Annotated in this window: 16 protein-coding genes; 7 read left to right on the forward strand and 9 right to left on the reverse strand. The window is 67.5% G+C overall.

What is annotated here, in order from left to right; translation table 11 throughout:
* Positions 1–2 precede the first annotated feature (2 nt).
* Positions 3–1127 (forward strand): acyl-CoA dehydrogenase family protein, encoded by a 1125-nt coding sequence (locus tag ACFXIV_RS33255; protein ID WP_379401109.1) that lies wholly within the window; start codon positions 3–5, stop codon positions 1125–1127.
* Positions 1128–1232: 105 nt separating this feature from the next.
* On the opposite strand, the gene ACFXIV_RS33260 is transcribed toward ACFXIV_RS33255, so the two are convergent.
* A complete protein-coding gene (locus ACFXIV_RS33260) occupies positions 1233–1412 on the reverse strand; it encodes a hypothetical protein (protein ID WP_379401108.1) in 180 nt (59 codons plus the stop codon).
* A gap of 229 nt (positions 1413–1641) precedes the next feature.
* On the opposite strand from ACFXIV_RS33260, the gene ACFXIV_RS33265 reads away from it, so the two are divergent.
* The 5 genes from ACFXIV_RS33265 (at position 1642) to ACFXIV_RS33285 (ending at position 7066) form a co-directional block, all read left to right on the forward strand.
* Positions 1642–2082, forward strand: a complete 441-nt coding sequence (locus tag ACFXIV_RS33265; protein WP_379401107.1) for a carboxymuconolactone decarboxylase family protein — start codon at positions 1642–1644, stop codon at positions 2080–2082.
* A gap of 109 nt (positions 2083–2191) precedes the next feature.
* A complete protein-coding gene (locus ACFXIV_RS33270) occupies positions 2192–2902 on the forward strand; it encodes a metallophosphoesterase (RefSeq protein WP_379401106.1) in 711 nt (236 codons plus the stop codon).
* Positions 2903–3079: 177 nt separating this feature from the next.
* Positions 3080–3523, forward strand: coding sequence for a CBS domain-containing protein (locus ACFXIV_RS33275; RefSeq protein WP_379401105.1), 444 nt, complete (start codon positions 3080–3082; stop codon positions 3521–3523).
* Positions 3524–3542: 19 nt separating this feature from the next.
* Positions 3543–4832: an ArsB/NhaD family transporter gene (locus ACFXIV_RS33280; RefSeq protein WP_379401104.1), complete on the forward strand. Its 1290-nt coding sequence runs from the start codon at positions 3543–3545 to the stop codon at positions 4830–4832.
* 83 nt (positions 4833–4915) lie between these two features.
* The gene (locus ACFXIV_RS33285) at positions 4916–7066 is read left to right on the forward strand and encodes an acyltransferase family protein (RefSeq protein ID WP_379401103.1); all 2151 of its coding nucleotides are present in this window, start codon (positions 4916–4918) and stop codon (positions 7064–7066) included.
* Between the two features lie 41 nt (positions 7067–7107).
* On the opposite strand, the gene ACFXIV_RS33290 is transcribed toward ACFXIV_RS33285, so the two are convergent.
* Together ACFXIV_RS33290 and ACFXIV_RS33295 are read right to left on the reverse strand one after the other, a co-directional pair.
* A complete protein-coding gene (locus tag ACFXIV_RS33290) occupies positions 7108–8076 on the reverse strand; it encodes an alpha/beta fold hydrolase (protein WP_379401102.1) in 969 nt (322 codons plus the stop codon).
* A gap of 42 nt (positions 8077–8118) precedes the next feature.
* Positions 8119–8931, reverse strand: coding sequence for an alpha/beta fold hydrolase (locus ACFXIV_RS33295; RefSeq protein WP_379401101.1), 813 nt, complete (start codon positions 8929–8931; stop codon positions 8119–8121).
* Positions 8932–9076: 145 nt separating this feature from the next.
* Here ACFXIV_RS33295 and ACFXIV_RS33300 point away from each other — a divergent pair, with 145 nt between their 5' ends.
* On the forward strand, positions 9077–10615 hold the full coding sequence (locus tag ACFXIV_RS33300; protein WP_379401099.1) for a substrate-binding domain-containing protein: 1539 nt from the start codon (positions 9077–9079) through the stop codon (positions 10613–10615).
* 66 nt (positions 10616–10681) lie between these two features.
* Here ACFXIV_RS33300 and ACFXIV_RS33305 read toward each other — a convergent pair whose 3' ends face one another.
* The 6 genes from ACFXIV_RS33305 to ACFXIV_RS33330 all read right to left on the reverse strand — a co-directional run bounded on the left by ACFXIV_RS33305 (position 10682) and on the right by ACFXIV_RS33330 (position 18419).
* Entirely contained in the window at positions 10682–11611 is a 930-nt protein-coding gene (locus ACFXIV_RS33305) for a potassium-transporting ATPase subunit C (protein ID WP_379401098.1), read from the reverse strand.
* Positions 11611–13761: a potassium-transporting ATPase subunit KdpB gene (kdpB, locus tag ACFXIV_RS33310; protein ID WP_379401097.1), complete on the reverse strand. Its 2151-nt coding sequence runs from the start codon at positions 13759–13761 to the stop codon at positions 11611–11613. The genes ACFXIV_RS33305 and kdpB overlap by 1 nt, the downstream gene beginning before the upstream one ends.
* Complete coding sequence (gene kdpA / locus ACFXIV_RS33315; RefSeq protein WP_379401096.1) at positions 13758–15434, reverse strand: potassium-transporting ATPase subunit KdpA; 1677 nt, start codon at positions 15432–15434, stop codon at positions 13758–13760. Before kdpA ends, kdpB begins: the two co-directional genes overlap by 4 nt.
* A complete protein-coding gene (kdpF, locus tag ACFXIV_RS33320) occupies positions 15435–15629 on the reverse strand; it encodes a K(+)-transporting ATPase subunit F (protein WP_379421375.1) in 195 nt (64 codons plus the stop codon).
* A 300-nt stretch (positions 15630–15929) separates the two neighbouring features.
* Positions 15930–17675 carry a protein kinase gene (locus ACFXIV_RS33325; RefSeq protein ID WP_379401095.1) on the reverse strand — a complete coding sequence of 582 codons (1746 nt, stop codon included), beginning with the start codon at positions 17673–17675 and terminating at the stop codon, positions 15930–15932.
* Positions 17676–17753: 78 nt separating this feature from the next.
* On the reverse strand, positions 17754–18419 hold the full coding sequence (locus ACFXIV_RS33330) for a hypothetical protein (RefSeq protein ID WP_379401094.1): 666 nt from the start codon (positions 18417–18419) through the stop codon (positions 17754–17756).
* Between the last annotated feature and the right edge of the window lie 417 nt (positions 18420–18836).

Here is an 18836-nt window from a genome sequence, read left to right on the forward strand (position 1 = left end):
CCATGGACTTCTCCTTCACCGCCGAACAAGAACTGCTCCGCGACACCGTCACCGAGTTCCTCGCGGCGCGCTATCCGCTCGAGCCCAGCCGCGCGGCGGCGCGCACCGGGGCCGGCCGGCAGCCGGAGGTGTGGCGCGGGCTGGCCGAGGAGGTCGGGATTCTCGGGGCGAGCCTGCCGGAGTCGGTGGGCGGCATCGGGGGCGGCCCGGTCGAGACCATGATCATCGCCGAGGCGCTGGGCACGGCACTCGTGCTGGAACCGTACGTGGACACCGTGGTGGTCGGCGGCGGCCTGCTGCGGCGCGCCGACGGCAAGCGGGCCGAGGATCTGCTGACGGGCATCGCCGCCGGCGAGGTGGTCACCGGATTCGCCGCGCTGGAACCGCAATCCGGCTACGACTACACCGCTGTCGCGACCACCGCGGTCCGCGACGGTGACGACTGGGTGCTGACCGGAGAGAAGACGGTGGTGACCGCCGCACCGCTGGCCACCCACCTGCTGGTGACCGCGCGACTGGACGGCGGCATCGCGCTGTTCGTGGTCGATTTCGACGCCGCCCATCCCCCCGTCGGGCTCACCGCGCGCCCGTATCGCACCATCGACGAGCGCCAGGCCGCGGACCTGACCTTCGAGGCCCTGCGCGTGCCCGGCGATGCCCTGCTGCTCGCGGACGCGGGCGACGCGATTGCGGCCACCCTGGACGAGGCCATCGCGGCGGTGTGCGCCGAGGCGGTCGGAGCCATGCGCAAGGTCGTCGCCGACACCGTCGCCTACACCAAGCAGCGCCAGCAGTTCGGCGTCCCGATCGCCAGCTTCCAGGCGCTGCAGCACCGCATGGTGGACATGCTGCTGGAGCTCGAACAGGCCGTGGCCGCAACGTATCTGGTGACGCTGAAGCTGGATGCCCCCGCACCCGAGCGGGCCCGCGCCGCCTCGGCCGCCAAGGCCACCATCGGCCGCGCCGCCCGGCGCATCGGCCAGGAGTCGGTGCAGTTGCACGGCGCTATGGGCATGACCGAGGAGCTGGCCATCGGCCACTTCTTCAAGCGCCTGACCGCTGTGCAGTACGAATTCGGCACCACCGACCAGCACATCGCCCGCTATGCCGCACTGACGCGGCCGTAGCGGTTCCCGCACACCGGTTCAGGGGTGATCCGGTGTCCGGCCGGGTTCCGGTGGATCGCCTGGGGGATCCACCGGAACCCGGCCGTCGCGCAGGCGATCCCGTGGCTACCGGCGATGGCCCTGGTCGACGCCGACGGGTATCCGTCCGGCATCACGGCGTCCGGACCGGGGCGCGGCGGCGGCGCCCCGCGCCGACCCTCGCACGGCGAGCACGATAACCAGCGCCAACGCGGGTCCGGTGACGAAGCACAGCAGACCCAGCGCGATCAGCAGAACTGTTCCCACGTGCGGATTATTGTCCGCCGCGCCGCATTTCGCACAATTACGGCAAACGCCACCCTCCAGACCGAACGAGCCGACCGGTCCAGCTGGGACGCGGTCCGGGAACCCACCGGCAACTGCGGCCGCGACCAGCGCCATGCTGGTGTGATCGAGGCCACAGCGGCCCACCCGTCACGTCCGCGGGCCCTGCCTCGTCCTTGGTGTGGAAATTACCGGAGGAAAGGACGACACCATGTCGCGATTGAACATGCAGCAGGCGGCCCCCGAGGTCTACAAGGCCTGGATCGCCGCCGAGACCGCGATCCGTCGCGGCCCCCTCGACGCCACCGTACGCGAACTGGTCAAGATCCGGGTCTCGCAGGTCAACGGTTGTCTGTTCTGCATCGACATGCACTCCACCGAGGCCCGCAAGGAGGGCGAGACCGAGCGGCGGCTCTGGCACCTCAACGCGTGGCGGGAGTCCGAGCTCTTCACCCCGGCCGAGCAGGCCGCGCTGGAATACGCCGAGGCCGCAACGCAACTCGGCCCGCACGGGGTGAGCGACGAGATCTGGGCGGGCGTGGACAAGCACTTCGACGAGGGCCAGCGGGCGGGTCTGGTCGCGGTGACCGCGCAGATCAACCTGTGGAATCGGATCGGCGTCCCGCTGCGGCTGGAGCCCCTGGGCGAGTAGGCCCGCACCGGCCACAACCCGAATAGCGTTGACAGCCAGGAAGGTTCTGTGGCTGGCTGACGGTATGGGCCGTGGTGAGAGCGATTCCGGACGCGTCCGGATCGCGGCAGTGGGCGATCTGCACATGCGCGAGAGCATGCGCGGCCGATTCCGGCCCGCCCTGCTGGAACTGGGTGAACGCGCGGATGTGCTGCTGCTGGCCGGTGATCTGACCAATGGCGGCACCCTGCGCGACACCGACGCGCTGTGCGCCGAGATCGAGGAGCTGCCGGTCCCGGTCGTCGCCGTCCTGGGCAATCACGATCACGACCGCCGGCTCGGCTTCCGGATCTCGGTGCGGCTCAGCGAGGTCGGCGTCCACATGCTCGACGGCACCGCGATCACCCTGCCCGTCAATGGGATTCGCCTGGGCATCGCCGGGGTGATGGGCGGCAGCGGCGGATTTCCCGGCCACCCGGGCAATCCCGCCGAGGGCAGTGTCGAACACCGCGCCCGCTTCCGCCGTGGCCCCGCCGACGCCACCCGCCTGCGCGCCGCCCTGGAGTCCCTCGACACCGATCTCCGCATCGCACTCATGCACTTCTCCCCCGTCGTCGACACCCTCGCCGGCGAACCCCCGAAGATCTACCCGGGCCTGGGTTGCCACGATCTCGCCGAGGCGGTGGACGCGTCCGGCGCTGCCCTCGCCATCCATGGCCACGCCCACGGCGGCACCGAATTCGGCCGCACCGCCGGCGGCGTCGAGGTGCGCAACGTCTCCTATCCGGTCATCCGCGCAGCCTGCCGGGTGTACGAGCTCAGCCACCCGGGCGACAGGTAAACCCGTCCGCGGTACCGTTGACGAAATCTCTACACACGGTGCGCCGGGAAGTCTGGTCGGCCGGTCCGAAACCTCGGGCCGCACGGTCCGACCTGGGAGTTTCGATGCGGCATCCGTTTTCGATCTTGACGTATTCTGCTGCCGTGAACGCCCGGCTATTCGTCGTATCCTGCACATATGCATGCCGCTCAGATGGCCGAGGACTATCCCGTGATCGATCTGGACTCCGACGCGATCGACGCGGCGAAGTTGCTGGCCGAGCATCGACTACCCGGGATTCTGGTGACCGATGCCAAGGGGGAGCCGCATTCGGTGCTGCCGGCGTCGCAGGTGGTGCTGTTCATCGTGCCGAAGTACGTGCAGGACGATCTGTCGCTGGCGGGGGTGCTGAACGAGTCCATGTGCGGGCAGGTGGTGAAGCGGTTGCGGGGCAAGAAGGTTCGGGATGTGATTCCCGAGCGGCTCACCAAGATTCCGGCTGCGAAGGCCGACGACAATATCGTCGAGGTGGCCGCACTGATGGCGAAGTACAAGTCGCCACTGGTGGCGGTGCAGGACGGCAGGACGCTGCTCGGCGTGATCACATCCTCGCGGCTGCTCGAGGTGGCGCTGGCGAACTGAGCCCGCCGGGGCGGCCGTCGTGACCGCTGTCGCCATCGCCGTTTTCGTCGTCGCGTACGTGCTCATCGCGACGGAGCGGGTGCACAAGACCATTGCGGCGCTCGTCGGCGGGGGCGTGGTCATCGGCATCGGCATCCTCGACTCCGACGACGTCTTCTACTCGCATGAGACCGGCATCGACTGGAACGTCATCTACCTGCTGCTCGGCATGATGATCATCGTCGGGGTACTGCGGCAGACCGGCATCTTCGAGTACGTCGCGATCTGGGCGGCCAAGCGCGCCAAGGGATCCGCGCTGCGGGTGATGATCCTGCTGGTGCTCATCACCGCCACCGCGTCCGGCTTCCTGGACAATGTCACCACCGTGCTGCTCATCGCCCCGGTCACCCTGCTGGTGTGCGAGCGCCTCGAGGTGCCGGCGGTGCCGTTCCTCATCGCCGAGGTGCTGGCCTCCAATATCGGCGGCGCCGCGACCCTCATCGGCGACCCGCCCAACATCATCATCGGCAGCCGGGCGGGGCTGTCGTTCAACGACTTCTTCCTGAATCTGACACCGATCGTGCTGATCACGCTGGCCGTGTTCACCCTGCTGCTGCCGCGCCTGTTCAAGGGCTCCTTCGACGTCGATCCCGAACGCGCCGCCGACATCATGCAGCTGAACGAGCGCGAGGCGATTCGCGATCCGAAGCTGCTGATCAAGTCCGGAATTGTGCTCGCCGCCGTGTTCGCGGGATTCTTCGGCCACCCGATTCTCCACCTCGAACCGTCGCTGGTGGCATTGCTCGGCGCGGGCGCGCTGGTGCTGATTTCCGGTCTGCCGCAACAGGATTACCTGTCCGCGGTGGAATGGGAAACGCTACTGTTCTTCGCCGGTCTGTTCGTGATGATCGGGGCGTTGGTGAAAACCGGTGTGATCGCCCGGCTGGCGAAATCCGCGACCGAACTCACCGGCGGTGACGCGCTCGTGGCAACCATGCTGATACTCGTGGTCTCGGCGGTGCTCTCGGGTGTCATCGACAACATCCCGTACGTGGCGACCATGAGTCCACTGGTGGCCCAGCTGGTGGAGCACGTCGATCACCCGGCCCAGGCGAACGCCCTGTGGTGGGCGCTGACACTGGGCGCGGATTTCGGTGGCAATCTCACAGCAGTCGGGGCCAGCGCGAATGTGGTGATGCTCGGCATTGCGCGGCGCTCGGACCATCCGATCTCGTTCTGGGAATTCACCCGGAAGGGCATTCCGGTGACTGCGGTCACGATTGCGGTGGCCGCGCCATATCTGTGGCTGCGCTATTTCGCATTCGCCTGACCAGCGACAATCGGCACAACACGGACCTCTTCTGTGTGGCGATTGGTAATTTCCGCGACCCCTGACCGACAATGGCAGCCGCCATGTCCATATCCAGCACCGATCACCCGACCGCGCCGGGCAGCGACCGCCAGGACGCACCGGACGCACCCACCAGGCCCGGGGCCTACCGACGCGATCTGGACGGATTGCGTGGTGTAGCTATCGCGCTGGTGGTCGCCTTCCATATCTGGGCCGGACGCGTATCCGGCGGTGTGGACGTATTCCTGGTGCTGTCCGGCTTCTTCTTCACCGGCATGCTGGTGCGCCGCGCCGACAGCGGATCGGTGGGTGTGCTGACCACCGTCCGGCGCACACTGCGCCGGCTGCTGCCCGCCATGGTGGTGGTGCTGGCGGCGGTGGTCGTCGCCTCGGTGGTGCTGCTCCCCCACACCCGCTGGTCGAATATCGCGGGCCAGACGCTGGCCTCGCTGTTCTACTACCAGAACTGGTACCTGGCGCTGTCCTGGTCGGACTATCTGGCCGCGGATCCCTCGGTGAGCCCGCTGCAGCATCTGTGGTCGATGTCGGTGCAGGGCCAGATGTATCTCGTACTGCTGCTGACGGTCGCCGTCGTGGCCTGGATGCTGCGGCGCCTGGTCCGGGCGGGGGCCTGGAAACTGGCCGCCGAGTACCCGCTGCTGCGCCGCGCAGGACAGGACGGCGTGCTGCGGCTGACGCTCGCGGTAGTGTTCGCCGCCGCCGCCATCATCTCGTTCCGCCATGCCGGTGAAGGCGTTTCGACCCAGCAGGGCTGGAACTACTACGACACCTTCGCCCGCGCCTGGGAACCGCTCGTGGGCGGTCTGCTCGCCCTGGCCGCGCCGCTGATCCGGCTGCCCAGGCCGACGCGGGAAGTGTTCGCCTGGACCGCAATCGCGGCCATCGCCTGCTGTGGCTGGATGGTGAACGGCTCCCTGGTCTTCCCCGGCCCGGCCGCGCTGATTCCGGTCCTGGCCACGGCCGCACTGATTCTCGCGGGTGCGGGCCGCGACACCGCCGATCAGCCGGTGGTGAATCGCCTGCTGGCCACCGGACCGGTGGTCCAGCTCGGCGGGTTCGCCTACGCGCTGTATCTGTGGCACTGGCCGATGCTCATCTTCTATCTGGGTGAACAGCATCAGCGCCGGGCCGGGTGGCTGGGCGGGCTGGTCATCATCCTGATCTCGCTGCTGCTGGCCTTCGTGACCCATCATCTGGTCGAGGAGCCGCTGCGGCTGCGCTCGCGGCCCGCCGCGACCCCCGCGCTCGGCCGCGTACTCGCCGGGGTGGCGGTGTCCACGGTCGGGGTGCTGCTGGTCGGCTCGACCCTCGCCTGGCAGTGGAGCATGGGTGCGAAGGCGCACGCGGTCGGCGAGCTGGATCCCGCCAAATATCCGGGTGCGGAGGCGCTCACCGATCACGCGCTGGTGCCGCGCGCCCCGATGCGCCCCACCACCGAGGAAGCCCCCGCCGATATCCCCTACCCCACGCGCGACGGCTGTATCTCCGACTTCGACACCCGCGCGGTCACCACCTGCACCTACGGTGATCGCGACGCGCACCGCACCCTCGCGGTGGTGGGCAATTCGCATGCCGAGCACTGGATTCCGGCATTGCAGATCCTGGGCGAGCAGTACCGTTTCCGGGTCGTCGTCTACTTGAAGATGGGCTGCCCGCTCACGGTCGCCGAGGATCCCGTGTACAAGGGCCAGCAGAATCCGGACTGCCGCGACTGGTCGTCCGAGGTGATCGACCGGCTCGGCGTGGAGCGCCCCGACTACGTCTTCACCACCGCCACCCGCCCCAGCGACAATGGCGGCGACGAGACCCCGCAGGATTACGTCGACGTCTGGTCGGCGCTCTCCGACCGCGGCCTCCAGCTCATCGGCATCCGCGACACTCCGTGGCTGCGCCGCAACGGCATTCGCTACCGCGCCATCGACTGCCTGGCCGGCGGCGGCGATCGCCTCAGCTGCGGCATCCCGCGCGCCGAGGCCCTCAATGCGGAGAACCCGGCCGCCGCACCCGCCGCCGCCTTCCCGAACATGCACCTCATCGACCCCAACGACGCGGTCTGCGAACACGACATCTGCCCCGTCGTGGAGGGCAACATCCTCATCTACCACGACGAACACCATTTGACCGCAAGCTATTCGCGGTCCATGGCCCCCGAACTGGCCCGCGAACTCCAGCCCATCCTGGACTGGTGGTAGCCCATCCTGGACCGATGGTGCCCGAGCGCCGGGCGGATCGTTCAGCTCTTCAGGAAGTTCCGCACGCTGGTGAGCACGTAGATCGGATTCTCCTCCAGCACCCAGTGATCGGCGCCGGGCACCACATCGGTGGTGACGTGCTCGGCGACCCGTGCGGTGAGCCCCCCGACGCCGGCGCCCATGCTGTGCTCGCCGCCGATGCCCAGCACCGGGACGGTGATCTTGCCGTCCTTGGCGATGAGAGCGTCGACCGCCTTCTCGCCGATCTCCTGCTCACGGAAGTACTCCAGTCCGGCGTGGGTGCGGCCGGGTTTGCTGAAAGCGGCGATCAGGCCATCGCTTTCGGCCTTGTCGATGGCGCCGTCGGCCTCCCGGTAGAAGGATCCGTAGAAGGCGGACTCCTTGCCATCGATGAGCTGTTCGGCCAGGTCGTTCTTGGGGCCGTTCGCCAGCCAATCCCACCAGAAGGTCGCGGGCCTGTGCTGCACCAGCTCGAGGTAGTCGGTGGTCGGCGGGGCTTCGAGGATCGCCAGATGCCCCAGATCGGAACGGTATTCGGCGGCATAGGCCAATGCGATCGCCCCGCCCCAGTCGTGGCCGACGAGGTCGAAGCGGCCGAGGTTCAGGCCCTGGGTCACCGCGTGCACGTCGGCGGCGACAGCCAGGGCCTGATACCCGTCATCGGTCTCGGGGAACCCGGAATCCCCGAACCCGGGCAGGTCGACGGCGATCACGGTGTGGTCCTTGGCCAGATCGGGTGCGACCTTCTGAAACGCCTGCAGGTCTTCGGGCCAGCCGTGCAGCAGCACGATCGCCGGACCCTGTCCGCCCTTGACGTAGTGCATCGCGATCCCGTCGGCGTCGACGGTTCCGTCCTGGAATCCGGGGAATGCCGCGGGTTTCGGTGCCGCGGTGTCATGTGACGACGAGCAGGAGACCGCGACGAGAGCGGCCGCGGCCAGCAGCGCGGCAAGCGGGCCGACCCGCTTGCCGGATGTCGGAAGGTGCATGGGTGTCCTGAAATCTGGTGAGTGTCCGGTGGATTGATCTGCTCAGATCAGCTGGTCGAGAGCCGCTGTCGTCTCGCGGATGGCCTCGGCGACCGCGTGGAAATCCTTGGCGAGGATCTTGGAGTGGTTGCTGGCGACCCGCGCGCTGACCGTCAGGTTCGGGTTGACCGCCAGCAGCGGTTCCAGGGAGGCCCGCACCGCTTCGATCTCCGCTTCGGCCGCACCGAGATTGGCGCCGGTGGCCACGACGTAGCGGACCGGGCAGCGCAACCGTTCCAGGACCGGGGCCAGGGCGGCGCAGAGCTGGTTGAGCTCGACATTGACCTCGGCGTGCTGCTCGGCGCTCATCCGCGCGGCCAGGCCCAGTGGGCGCAGCACCGGCATCATCGGCCCCATCTTGCGGAACATCGCCCGGATCCGCTCCAGGTTCTCCTCATCGGTGAAACCCCAGGGCATCGCACCGTCGGCCGACACGACGCCCGCGATGCGGTCGGGGTTCCGGTCGGCCCAGTGCACCGCGACCAGCGCACCGTAGGACCAGCCCACCAGAATCGGCCGCTGCTCCACACCACGCGCCGCGAGCACGGCATCGACATCCCGCACACAGGCGTCGAACGAGTAGTCCGCCGAGGTCTTCGACCTGCCGCGCGCCCGCTCGTCGAAGGTGATGTGCCGGAACCCGGGACCGAGATCGGCGATCACCTTCTTCCAGTTCTTCTGCGTGGCATAGGAACCGTTCAGGTAGACGACCGGAACGCCGCTACCGCCGGTGTCGGTGACCGCGAGGGCCGTGTCCTCCACCGCCACCATGCCGGTCCAGGTCGAGGTGTCCGGGGAAGTGCTGTTGTTCGTCATGACAGGTTGCTCCTTGATCCGCTTCGGGCGATGTCCGCAACTGTCGTCGCCCGTGCTGGCAAGCGCCTGACACGGACCTGACACGACCCCTGACACGACTACGCTCTACCGATGACGCGGTAACACAACAGAATTCGGGGACTCGGTGAGTGGTATTGCCCTCGACACGGTGCTGGCCGTCATCGGCATCACCGTGCCGATCGTGGCCTTCGTGTGGGAATTCGTGCTGGTGGGCCGCAAGCGGCTGGGGTACCGGGTGCAGATGGATACGCCGGTCACCGGAGAGATCGAATCGGTCTTTCCGGGCGTACTGCCCCAATTGCGGCCGGAGGGCGGCGGATCCGCGCCGGACCTGCAGGATCTGTCGGTGGTGCTGGTGCGCATCGAGAACAACGGCATCACCGACATCGACAGCGCCGACTACGCCTCCCCCGACACCGACAATGTCGGCCTGCACCTGCACTTCGCGCACCGCCGGGTCATCGGCATGGCGGTGACCGAGCTGTCCGACGACGCCATGGGCGACAGCCTGAAACCGGGTACCGGGATCGGGAGCCGTGAGGACACCCAGCACCGGGTCGGGATCATCGACCTGCCCAAGGTGCCCATGGACCGGGGCGACCACTACAAGATCCTGGCCATCCTGCAGCGCACGGCCGGGGCGGGTGAGTACCCCGCGCCGGTGATGCGGGCCAAGCTCAAGGGCGGGCGGGTGTCGGAGACCCGCAGCCGGGTCGGCGTCTCACCGAAGCTGTTGGGGCTCATCGGTTTCCTGGTGGCGGTCATCGCCGTGCAGTTCGTCATGGGCATGGGCGACGGCACGTCGAACAACGATGCGGCGGACTGTGTTTCGGGGACGCTGACCCTGGTCGGCTCCACCGCCTTCGAGCCCGCCATCCGGGATGCGGCCGGCGCGTATGCCAAGCACTGCTCCACCGCGCACTTCGATTTCGAATTCGACAGCAGCGACCGGGGTTTGAGCCGGGTGGACGAGGACGGCAGGAACAATCCGGGGCTGCTCGCCGTCACCGACGGCCCGAAGGGTGTCGGCTACCCGAACCTGCTCCCCCGCACCCTGGCCATGTCGCTGTTCACCATGGTCGTCAATCCGGGGGTGGGTGTGCACGATCTGTCCACCCAGCAGATCCGCGACCTCTACGCGGGGCGCATCGACAACTGGCGACTGGTCGGCGGCCCGGATCTGCCGGTGCGCGTGGTGAATCGGGCGCTGGGCTCGGGCACCCGGGAGGCCTTCCGCCAGCATGTGCTGGGCAGGGACCAGCCCGCTGCGCCGGCCGCCACCTCCTGCCGCACCATCGCGGCCACCAATCCGCCTGGACCCGCATTCTGCGAGGTCCCGGTCACCAGCGACATGCTGAAAACCATTGCCGACCTGCCGGGTTCGATCGGATACAGCGAATACTCCGACGCGGCAAAGGCTTCCGGCATCAAGACGGTGACCATCGACGGCCACGTGCCCGCCCGCGACCAGGTCCTCGACCACACCTATCCGTTCTGGAGCGTCGAATACGCCTACAGCAACGGCGAACTCCCCGCCGATTCACTCGCCGCGGCCTTCCTGCGCTTCCTCACCGGCGGGACCGGTAAGGATGTGCTGCGGTCCTACGGCAACACCCCGTGCGGTGAGCTGCCCGACCCCACCACGTGTTCGCCGGACCGGTAGCCGACACATGCCAAGGGGCCCGGTCGCCTTCGTGAGCGAAGCGACCGGACCCCAGGGGTCGGCTGATCAGCCCTTGGACGGGTACTTGCTGTCCAGGTCGTAGTTCAGCTCGACGACATTGACCGTGGGCTCACCCATGAAGCCCAGGGCCCGGCCGCTCCGGTGGGCATCCACGAGCGCCTTGATCTGATCTTCGGAGACGTGGCGCGCCTTGGCAACCCGCGCCACCTGGATGGCGGCGTATTCCGGGGAGATCTGCGGATCCAGGCCGGAGCCCGAGGCGGTCACCGCGTCGGTCGGCACCGGGGTGTCGGACGAGGCGTCGCCGCGGATCGGCACGATCTGACCGGCGGAGTAGTCCTCGCCACGCTTGGCGCACTCCACCTTCACACCCTCGTACGCCTCCATGAACGGCGTGGTCGGGTTCTTCGGATCGGTCGAGCAGGCCTCGTTGATGCTGATCACCTGGGTCGGGTGGGTGACCAGACCGTGCGAGTCACGGTCGCCCATGACCGCCAGCACCGAGCCGACGCCACCGGAGGTGCAGTACGGACGGCTGCCGTCCACGCCCTCCAGCTGGCCGACCGCCGCGCTGCGCGAGCACACGGTGCTGAGCAGGCTCAGCTTGTCCTTCTTCGGGTCACTGGCGTCGAGGGTGTCGACTACCGACTCCGGGCCCATATTGCCGAACGCGGTGTTGGTCGGGTCGTAGCCGTCGGGAATGCTGCCGTCGGTCGGAGCGGAGTTGGACGGACGCGTCTGGAAGTACTGCACCAGCGCGTTGCCCTTGCCGTCGGTGAACGCCTGCCCGATCAGGCTGGAGCCCACCAGCTTTCCGTCCTTGGTGATCAGCGACCCGTCCGCCTTGTCCTTCAGCCCGGGTATCTGCGAGATACCCAGCACCACGGCCGGGTAGATGAGCCCGGTGATCACCGTGAGCACCAGCAGCGCGCGCAGCGCCGCGATGTGTTGCCGGATCCAGGTTGACATACGCATTAGGACATCCCCGGGAAGAATTGGATGACGAGGTCGATGAGCTTGATCCCGATGAACGGCGCGATGATGCCACCGAGGCCGTAGATGTACAGGTTGCGGCTCAACAGTTTCGACGCGCTCGACGGACGGTAGTTCACACCGCGCAGCGCCAGCGGGATCAGGCCCACGATGACGAGCGCATTGAAGATGACCGCCGAGAGGATCGCCGACTGCGGCGAGTGCAGTCGCATGATGTTCAGGACGTCCAGGCCCGGGAACAGCACCACGAACATCGCGGGAATGATCGCGAAGTACTTGGCGATGTCGTTGGCGATCGAGAACGTGGTGAGCGCACCACGGGTGATCAGCAACTGCTTGCCGATCTCCACGATCTCGATCAGCTTGGTCGGGTCCGAATCCAGGTCGACCATATTGCCGGCTTCCTTGGCCGCCGACGTTCCGGTGTTCATGGCGACACCCACGTCGGCCTGCGCGAGCGCGGGCGCGTCATTGGTGCCGTCACCGGTCATGGCGACCATGCGGCCGCCGGCCTGCTCCTTCTTGATGAGCGCGAGCTTGTCCTCCGGAGTCGCCTCCGCCAGGAAGTCGTCCACGCCCGCCTCGTCGGCAATGGCCTTGGCGGTCAACGGGTTGTCGCCGGTGATCATGACGGTGCGGATGCCCATGCGGCGCATCTCGTCGAAGCGCTCCCGCATACCCTGCTTCACCACGTCCTTGAGGTGGATGACGCCGAGCAGCATGGCGGTGCCCTGCTTGATCTCGGCCACCACCAGCGGGGTACCGCCGGACGCCGAGATGCCGTCGACGGTCACGCCGACCTCGGTCGGCACCCGACCGCCGTTGGAGCGGACCCATTCGGTGACGGCGCTGGCCGCGCCCTTGCGCAGCTGGTGGCCGTCGGCCAGGTTCACACCCGACATGCGGGTCTGGGCGGTGAATTCCACCCAGTGGGCGCCGGTCAGCTCGCCCGGGGTGCGCTCGCGCTTGTTGTACGCCTGCTTGGCGTACACCACGATCGAGCGGCCCTCCGGGGTCTCGTCCGCGAGGCTGGAAAGCTGTGCGGCGTCGGCCAATTCGTCGGCGGTGATGCCCGGCATCGGCACGAAGTCCGAGGCCTGGCGGTTACCGAGGGTGATGGTGCCGGTCTTGTCCAGCAGCAGCGTGTTCACGTCACCGGCGGCCTCTACGGCCCGCCCGGACATGGCCAGCACGTTGCGCTGTACCAGCCGGTCCATGCCGGCGATGCCGATGGCCGACAGCAACGCGCCGATGGTGGTCGGGATGAGGCACACCAGCAGCGAGACCATCACGATGCCGGTGACACCGTTGATGTCGAGCGCCTGGCTGTCGCCCACACCCGGGTTGTTGACCTTCGAGAAGATGGCCAGCGGCTGCAGGGTCGCCACCGCGAACACGAAGATGATCGTCAGCGCGGCCAGCAGGATGTTGAGCGCGATCTCGTTCGGCGTCTTCTGCCGCGAGGCGCCCTCGACGAGCGCGATCATCTTGTCGATGAACGAGCCGCCCGGCTCCTGGGTGATCTTGACGACGATCCGGTCCGACAGCACCGTGGTGCCGCCGGTGACCGCGGAACGGTCACCGCCGGACTCGCGAATGACCGGCGCGGACTCACCGGTGATGGCCGACTCGTCCACGGAGGCAATGCCTTCCACGACATCGCCGTCACCCGGAATGACCTGGCCCGCCTCGACGACCACGTAGTCGCCGCGCTGCAGCTCGGGGGCCGCGACCTTCTCTTCCACCACCCGCGCGCCCGGGGACCAGTCCACCAGACGGCGAGCGATGGTGTCGGTCTTGGCCTTTCGCAGGGTGTCGGCCTGCGCTTTGCCTCGGCCCTCGGCCACGGCCTCGGCCAGGTTGGCGAAAATCACTGTCAGCCAGAGCCATACGACGATCGCCCAGGCGAAGAACGTCGGATGCACCAGCGCGAGAATGGTGGACCAGACCGCGCCGATCTCGACGATCAGCATCACCGGATTGCGCCACATGATGCGCGGATCCAGTTTCTTGACCGCGTCCGGCAGGGACTTCACCAGCATCTTGGGGTCGAACAACCCCGCCGAGACACCGCGTTTCGGCTTGCCATGCGCCTGTTCCGCCGGCGCGGAATCGAGGGTGGGAGTGCTCATGAGTGGATTCCTTCGGCGAGCGGGCCGAGCGCCAGCATCGGCAGGAAGGTGAGCGCGACCAGGATGACGGTGACGCCCGCGACCATGCCGACGAACTGCGGCCGATGCGTCGGCAGCGTGCCCTCGGAGGCGGGGGTGTGACCCTGAGCCGCCAGCGAACCGGCCAGTGCCAGTACGAAGATCATGGGGAGGAAACGACCGAAGACCATGGCCAGGCCGAGCGCGGTGTTCCACCACTGCGTGTTGCCGGACAGACCGGCGAAGGCCGAACCATTGTTGTTGGCCGCGGAGGTGAAGGCGTACAACACCTCCGAGAGCCCGTGCGGACCCGAGTTGGCCATGCCCGCGCGCTCGCCCGGCAGGGCCATGGCGACGGCGGTGCCGGTCAGCACGATCAGCGGGGTGACGAGGAAATACGAAGCGGCGAGCTTGATTTCCTTCGGGGTGATCTTCTTGCCCAGGTACTCCGGGGTGCGGCCGACCATCAGTCCGGCGATGAACACCGTGATGACCGCAAGGATCAGCATGCCGTACAGGCCCGAACCGGTACCACCGGGCGCGACCTCACCCAGCTGCATGTTGAACATCGTCATCATGCCGCCGAGGCTGGTGTAGGAGTCGTGCGCCGAGTCCACCGCACCGGTCGAGGTGAGCGTGGTCGCGGTGGCGAAGGTCGCCGAATTCGAGACGCCGAAACGGGTTTCCACACCTTCCATGGACGCGCCGATGGCGGACGGCACCGTGCCGTGGTGCTGCAGCTGGAAGAGGTTCATCACGGTGACGCTGAGGATGGCGAGGGTCGCCATGACGGCGGCGATGGCCACACCCTGCTTCTTGGAGCCGATCATGCGACCGAAGGTCCGCGGCAGCGAGAAGCTGATCACCAGCAGCATGAAGATCTCGACCCAGTTGGTCCACGCGGTCGGGTTCTCGAACGGGTGCGCCGAGTTCACGTTGTAGAAACCGCCGCCGTTGGTGCCGAGCAGCTTGATCGCTTCCTGGCTGGCAACAGGTCCGCCCGGCAGGGTTTGCGAACCGGTGTTGCCCACCGTCTGGGCGATCTGGTCGTACACGTGCAGGTTCTGGATGGCGCCGCCCGCGACGAGCACGATGGCGAACACGATCGACAGCGGCAGCAGAATACGGGTGGTTCCCCTCACCAGATCCACCCAGAAGTTGCCGAGTTCGCCGCTGCGACGCCGGGCGAAGCCGCGCACCAGCGCGACCGCCACGGCCATACCGACGGCCGCCGAGACGAAGTTCTGCACGCTCAGGCCCACGGCCTGAACGACGTGACCCATCGTCGATTCACCGGCATAGTTCTGCCAGTTCGTGTTCGTGACGAAGCTGATGGCGGTGTTCCACGCCAGATCCGGGGTCATCTTGGTACCCGGATCATTCAGGTGCAACGGCAGTTTGCCCTGAATCAGCTGCAGGAAGAACAGAAGCAGCACGCTGATGGCCGAGAAGGCCAGCACGCTGCGCGCGTAGACGGCCCAGGTCATCTCGACGCCCGGCTGCACGCCGATCAGTCGATAGATGCCCTTCTCGGCCTTGGAGTGCTTCTCGCTGCTGTAGACCCGGTACATGTAGTCGCCCAGGGGCACATGCACCGCGGCCAGCGCGATGATCAGGGATACCGCGAACAGGATCCCCGCTGTTGTCGTGCTCACTCAGAACCTCTCCGGATACAGCAGCGCCGCCACCAGATAGATGGCGATACCGACGGCCAGGACCAGACCGATAATGTTCTGCGTCACAGCCGTTCCACCCCGCGTTGGATCAAGCCGAACAGGGCGAAGATCGCCACCGTCAGCACCGTGAACACCACGACAGACATGTCTCGAAACCTCTCTGCTTACGGGCACGTCCTGAGACGCGCCGGAGGTGAGTCAAGCGCCCGGATAGCCCAACTTCGAGGTCCTTTACGCCTTCTTAGCGTCCCAGCGGGTCGCATTGACGCTCCGCTTACAGGGTCGCGCCGCGTGTCGCAGAGATGTCGTCGACATATCACCCAAATCCATCAAGAAACCGTCAGGACCTGGCATTTCGACGGAATCCGGACGCCGAACCGCCCCGGAGAGCAATGCTCTCCGGGGCTGTCGCCAGCGCATCGGGAACGGACCCGGTTGGCCGGGCCGTCCTCGACCGTGGCCTGAGCGGCGGGGTTACTTGCGGGGGTAGGTCCTGACGATGGTGCCGTCGAGGCCGGCCGCCAGGTAGGCGCCGCCGTAGTCGTCCGAGAGGTAGACCAGCAGGCTGGGCTGGTCGTCGTTGAAGGTCCAGGCGGGGTTGACGATGATGTAGCGGCTGGTGGGGTTGGGGACGTTAAGTCGCTGGGCGGCGGCGGTGAAGAGGGCGGGGAGGAGGTCCCAGTTGATAGCGGACAGGTCGATGGTGGGATCGGTCAGTTCGGAGCCTGGGCCGTCGCGTTTGGCGGTGCCCTCCCGGTAGGAGAACTTGTCGTAAACCTGGGGCCGGCCCTGGACCGGGGCACCCGTGCTGATGTAGGCCGGGTAGATCGTGGTTTCGGTGAATTGCTTGCCGCCCGTGACCTTTTCGAGGGCGGCGACGGCCTTGCGGACGCCGTCGGGAGTGAGCAGGTCGGTGGTCGCGTCGCCCTTGGCGGTGGTGGGGGCGATGACGGTGGGCGGGATGACTCCGCTCAGGGGGATGCCCGTGGGTTGAGTGGGGACGTTCGGCTGACCTGATTGGCCTTGGCCGCCGCCGGAGGAGGAGGGCCACAAGGCGATGGCGGCGACCGCGGCGACGGCCAGGACGACACCGATGCCGGCGAGGATCAAGGGGCGCGAATTGCGTTGCGGCGCAGTGTGGACGGGGTTCGGCAAGCCAGGTGGAAACGGCTGGGATGCGGTGAACCCGTGAGGCTGCTGGACTGTCGGGTATCCCGTCGAGGGTGGCGAGGTCGGGAAGCCCTGCTGCTGCGGTGCGGTCGAAAACCCTTGGGGCGGGGGCGTTGCCGGGAAGCCCTGCGACGGCGGCGCGTCCTGGGGTCTGGACGCCGTCGTGAATCCCTGGAAATGGGGCGGCGGCGTGAAGTCCTGCGGCGACGGCTGGAAGCCCTGGGACGGCGGCGTGAAGTCCTGGGTGACCTGGGCGAGCATCTGGTCGACCTGATCGGCCGGCGGGCGGTGTCCGGGGTTGGGGACCAGGAGGGCTTGCAGGACGGGGGTCAGCTGGCCCGCCTGGCGTGGGGGCGGGACCGCGCCCATCAGGACGGCGGCGAGGGTGGCGACGTCGGTGTCACGGCGCATGGGCTGGTAGCCCTCGACTGCGGCGAAGAGGACCAGGCCGAGGGACCAGAGGTCGGAGGCGGGGTTGCCCTCGTAGCCCTGGAGGCGTTCGGGGGCGACGTACGGGAGGGAGCCGACGACGCTGCCGGTGGAGGTGAGACCGGTGAGGTCGTTCACTGCGGCGATGCCGAAATCGGTGAGGACGGGGGAACCGTCGGTGCGCAGCAACACATTCGGGGGTTTCACATCGCGGTGCAGGACGCCCACCGCGTGCGCGGCGCGGAGGCCGGCCAGAATGCCGCGACCGACCCAGGCGGCCTGTCCCGGCGACATCGGCCCCTCGTCCAGCCGGTCCGCGAGCGAGCCGCCCGCGACCAGTTCCATCACGATCCATGGATGCTTCTCGGCGGGTGTGTCCACGATGTGGTGGATGGCAACCACATTCGGGTGCGTGATGCGCGCCAGCGCGCGTGCCTCGCGCAGCACCCGTTCTCGCTGCACCTCCGCGGAGCCCGCGTCGCCTTCGGCTCGCACCTCTTTCAATGCCACCTCGCGGTGCAGCGCGATGTCGTAGGCGCGCCACACCGTGCCCATGCCGCCACTGCCGAGTGGTTCGATCAACTCGAAACGCCCGTCGACCACTGCCCGCCCGGAATTCACGGACGACAGCTTAGGGTTCCCCCACTGTCCACGCGAGATCTCGTACCGGTCAGTCTTTTCGAGCGCGGTGAATTCAGGCTAAGTGCCCTGCATGCCGTTGCCCTGCCCGGTGGCTGCGCCGAGCTCGTAACCGACGGCTGCGCCCACGACGCCAGCGGAAACAGCGCCCACCAGACCACCGACCACCGCACCCACCACACCGCCGACGCCGGCCCCCGCGAGGGCGCCGCCTGCGACTCCCAAGGGCGCACCCACCCCCATGGTCGGAACGGCCATGACGACGCCGCCCGCGATCGCGCCGGCAATCGCACCGAACGCAGCCCCGATAATGGCTCCCGGCACCGCCCCGACCACCGCGCCCGGTACAGCCGCCACGACCGTGCCGATGATGAGACCGGCGGTGCCGCTACCCACGTTCAGCCTGGTGACCCTGTCCGAGTAGTTGTCGTCGACCGCGTGCAGGCCGCCGCCGATGACGGCATTGGTGGCGGCTGCAGCGTTTTTCGCCTGATCGAGCATGATGTCGGGGACACTCTGCGGCACCGGGATGCCGAACGCACCGGGCTGCACCGGACTCGTCCAGAGCTGCTCGACAGCCGCGGGAGCCGGGACGCTGGGCTGCGCCGCGGCATCGCCCGTGGCGATGGAGCAGGTCACCGCGACGGCCAGTGGTATCGCGCCGACGATCGGCAGCAGGGCGCGTCGCGACGCGCTGGTCTTGGATTCTCCATACCGACGAGTCATGCGACTGCCCTCTCGCTGGATTCGACTTGGAACAGCTCCCCTGACCACTGGTTATCGGAAACGTGCGTCAAGAATGATAGCTACACAGTAACTGCGTGGGGCGGGAAAGCGTGGCGCAAACCACATTATTTGGTCATAGGTCACATCGAGCGATCGGTGATCCGCGCATCATGCGGAGGGACTCCAACTTCTATGCCAGCACGATGTTTGCCACTTTGTTGCTACTCGCTCAGTGGTTCGCCGTACGACTCCCGGACTCCGACATCCAGCTCGATCTCGCACCGGTCGGTCCTTCCGAGGCCGCTCGGATCCTGTCAACAACGCGAGACACCACCGTAAAGAAACCGTCAGGATCAGCGACCTGACCAGCATCGGAGGTATGAAGTGGGAACCCGTGCGCGCGCACGCGCGCCCGGG

The sequence above is a fragment of the Nocardia sp. NPDC059236 genome (genome assembly GCF_042754085.1).
In the GTDB taxonomy this organism is placed as follows: Bacteria; Actinomycetota; Actinomycetes; order Mycobacteriales; family Mycobacteriaceae; genus Nocardia.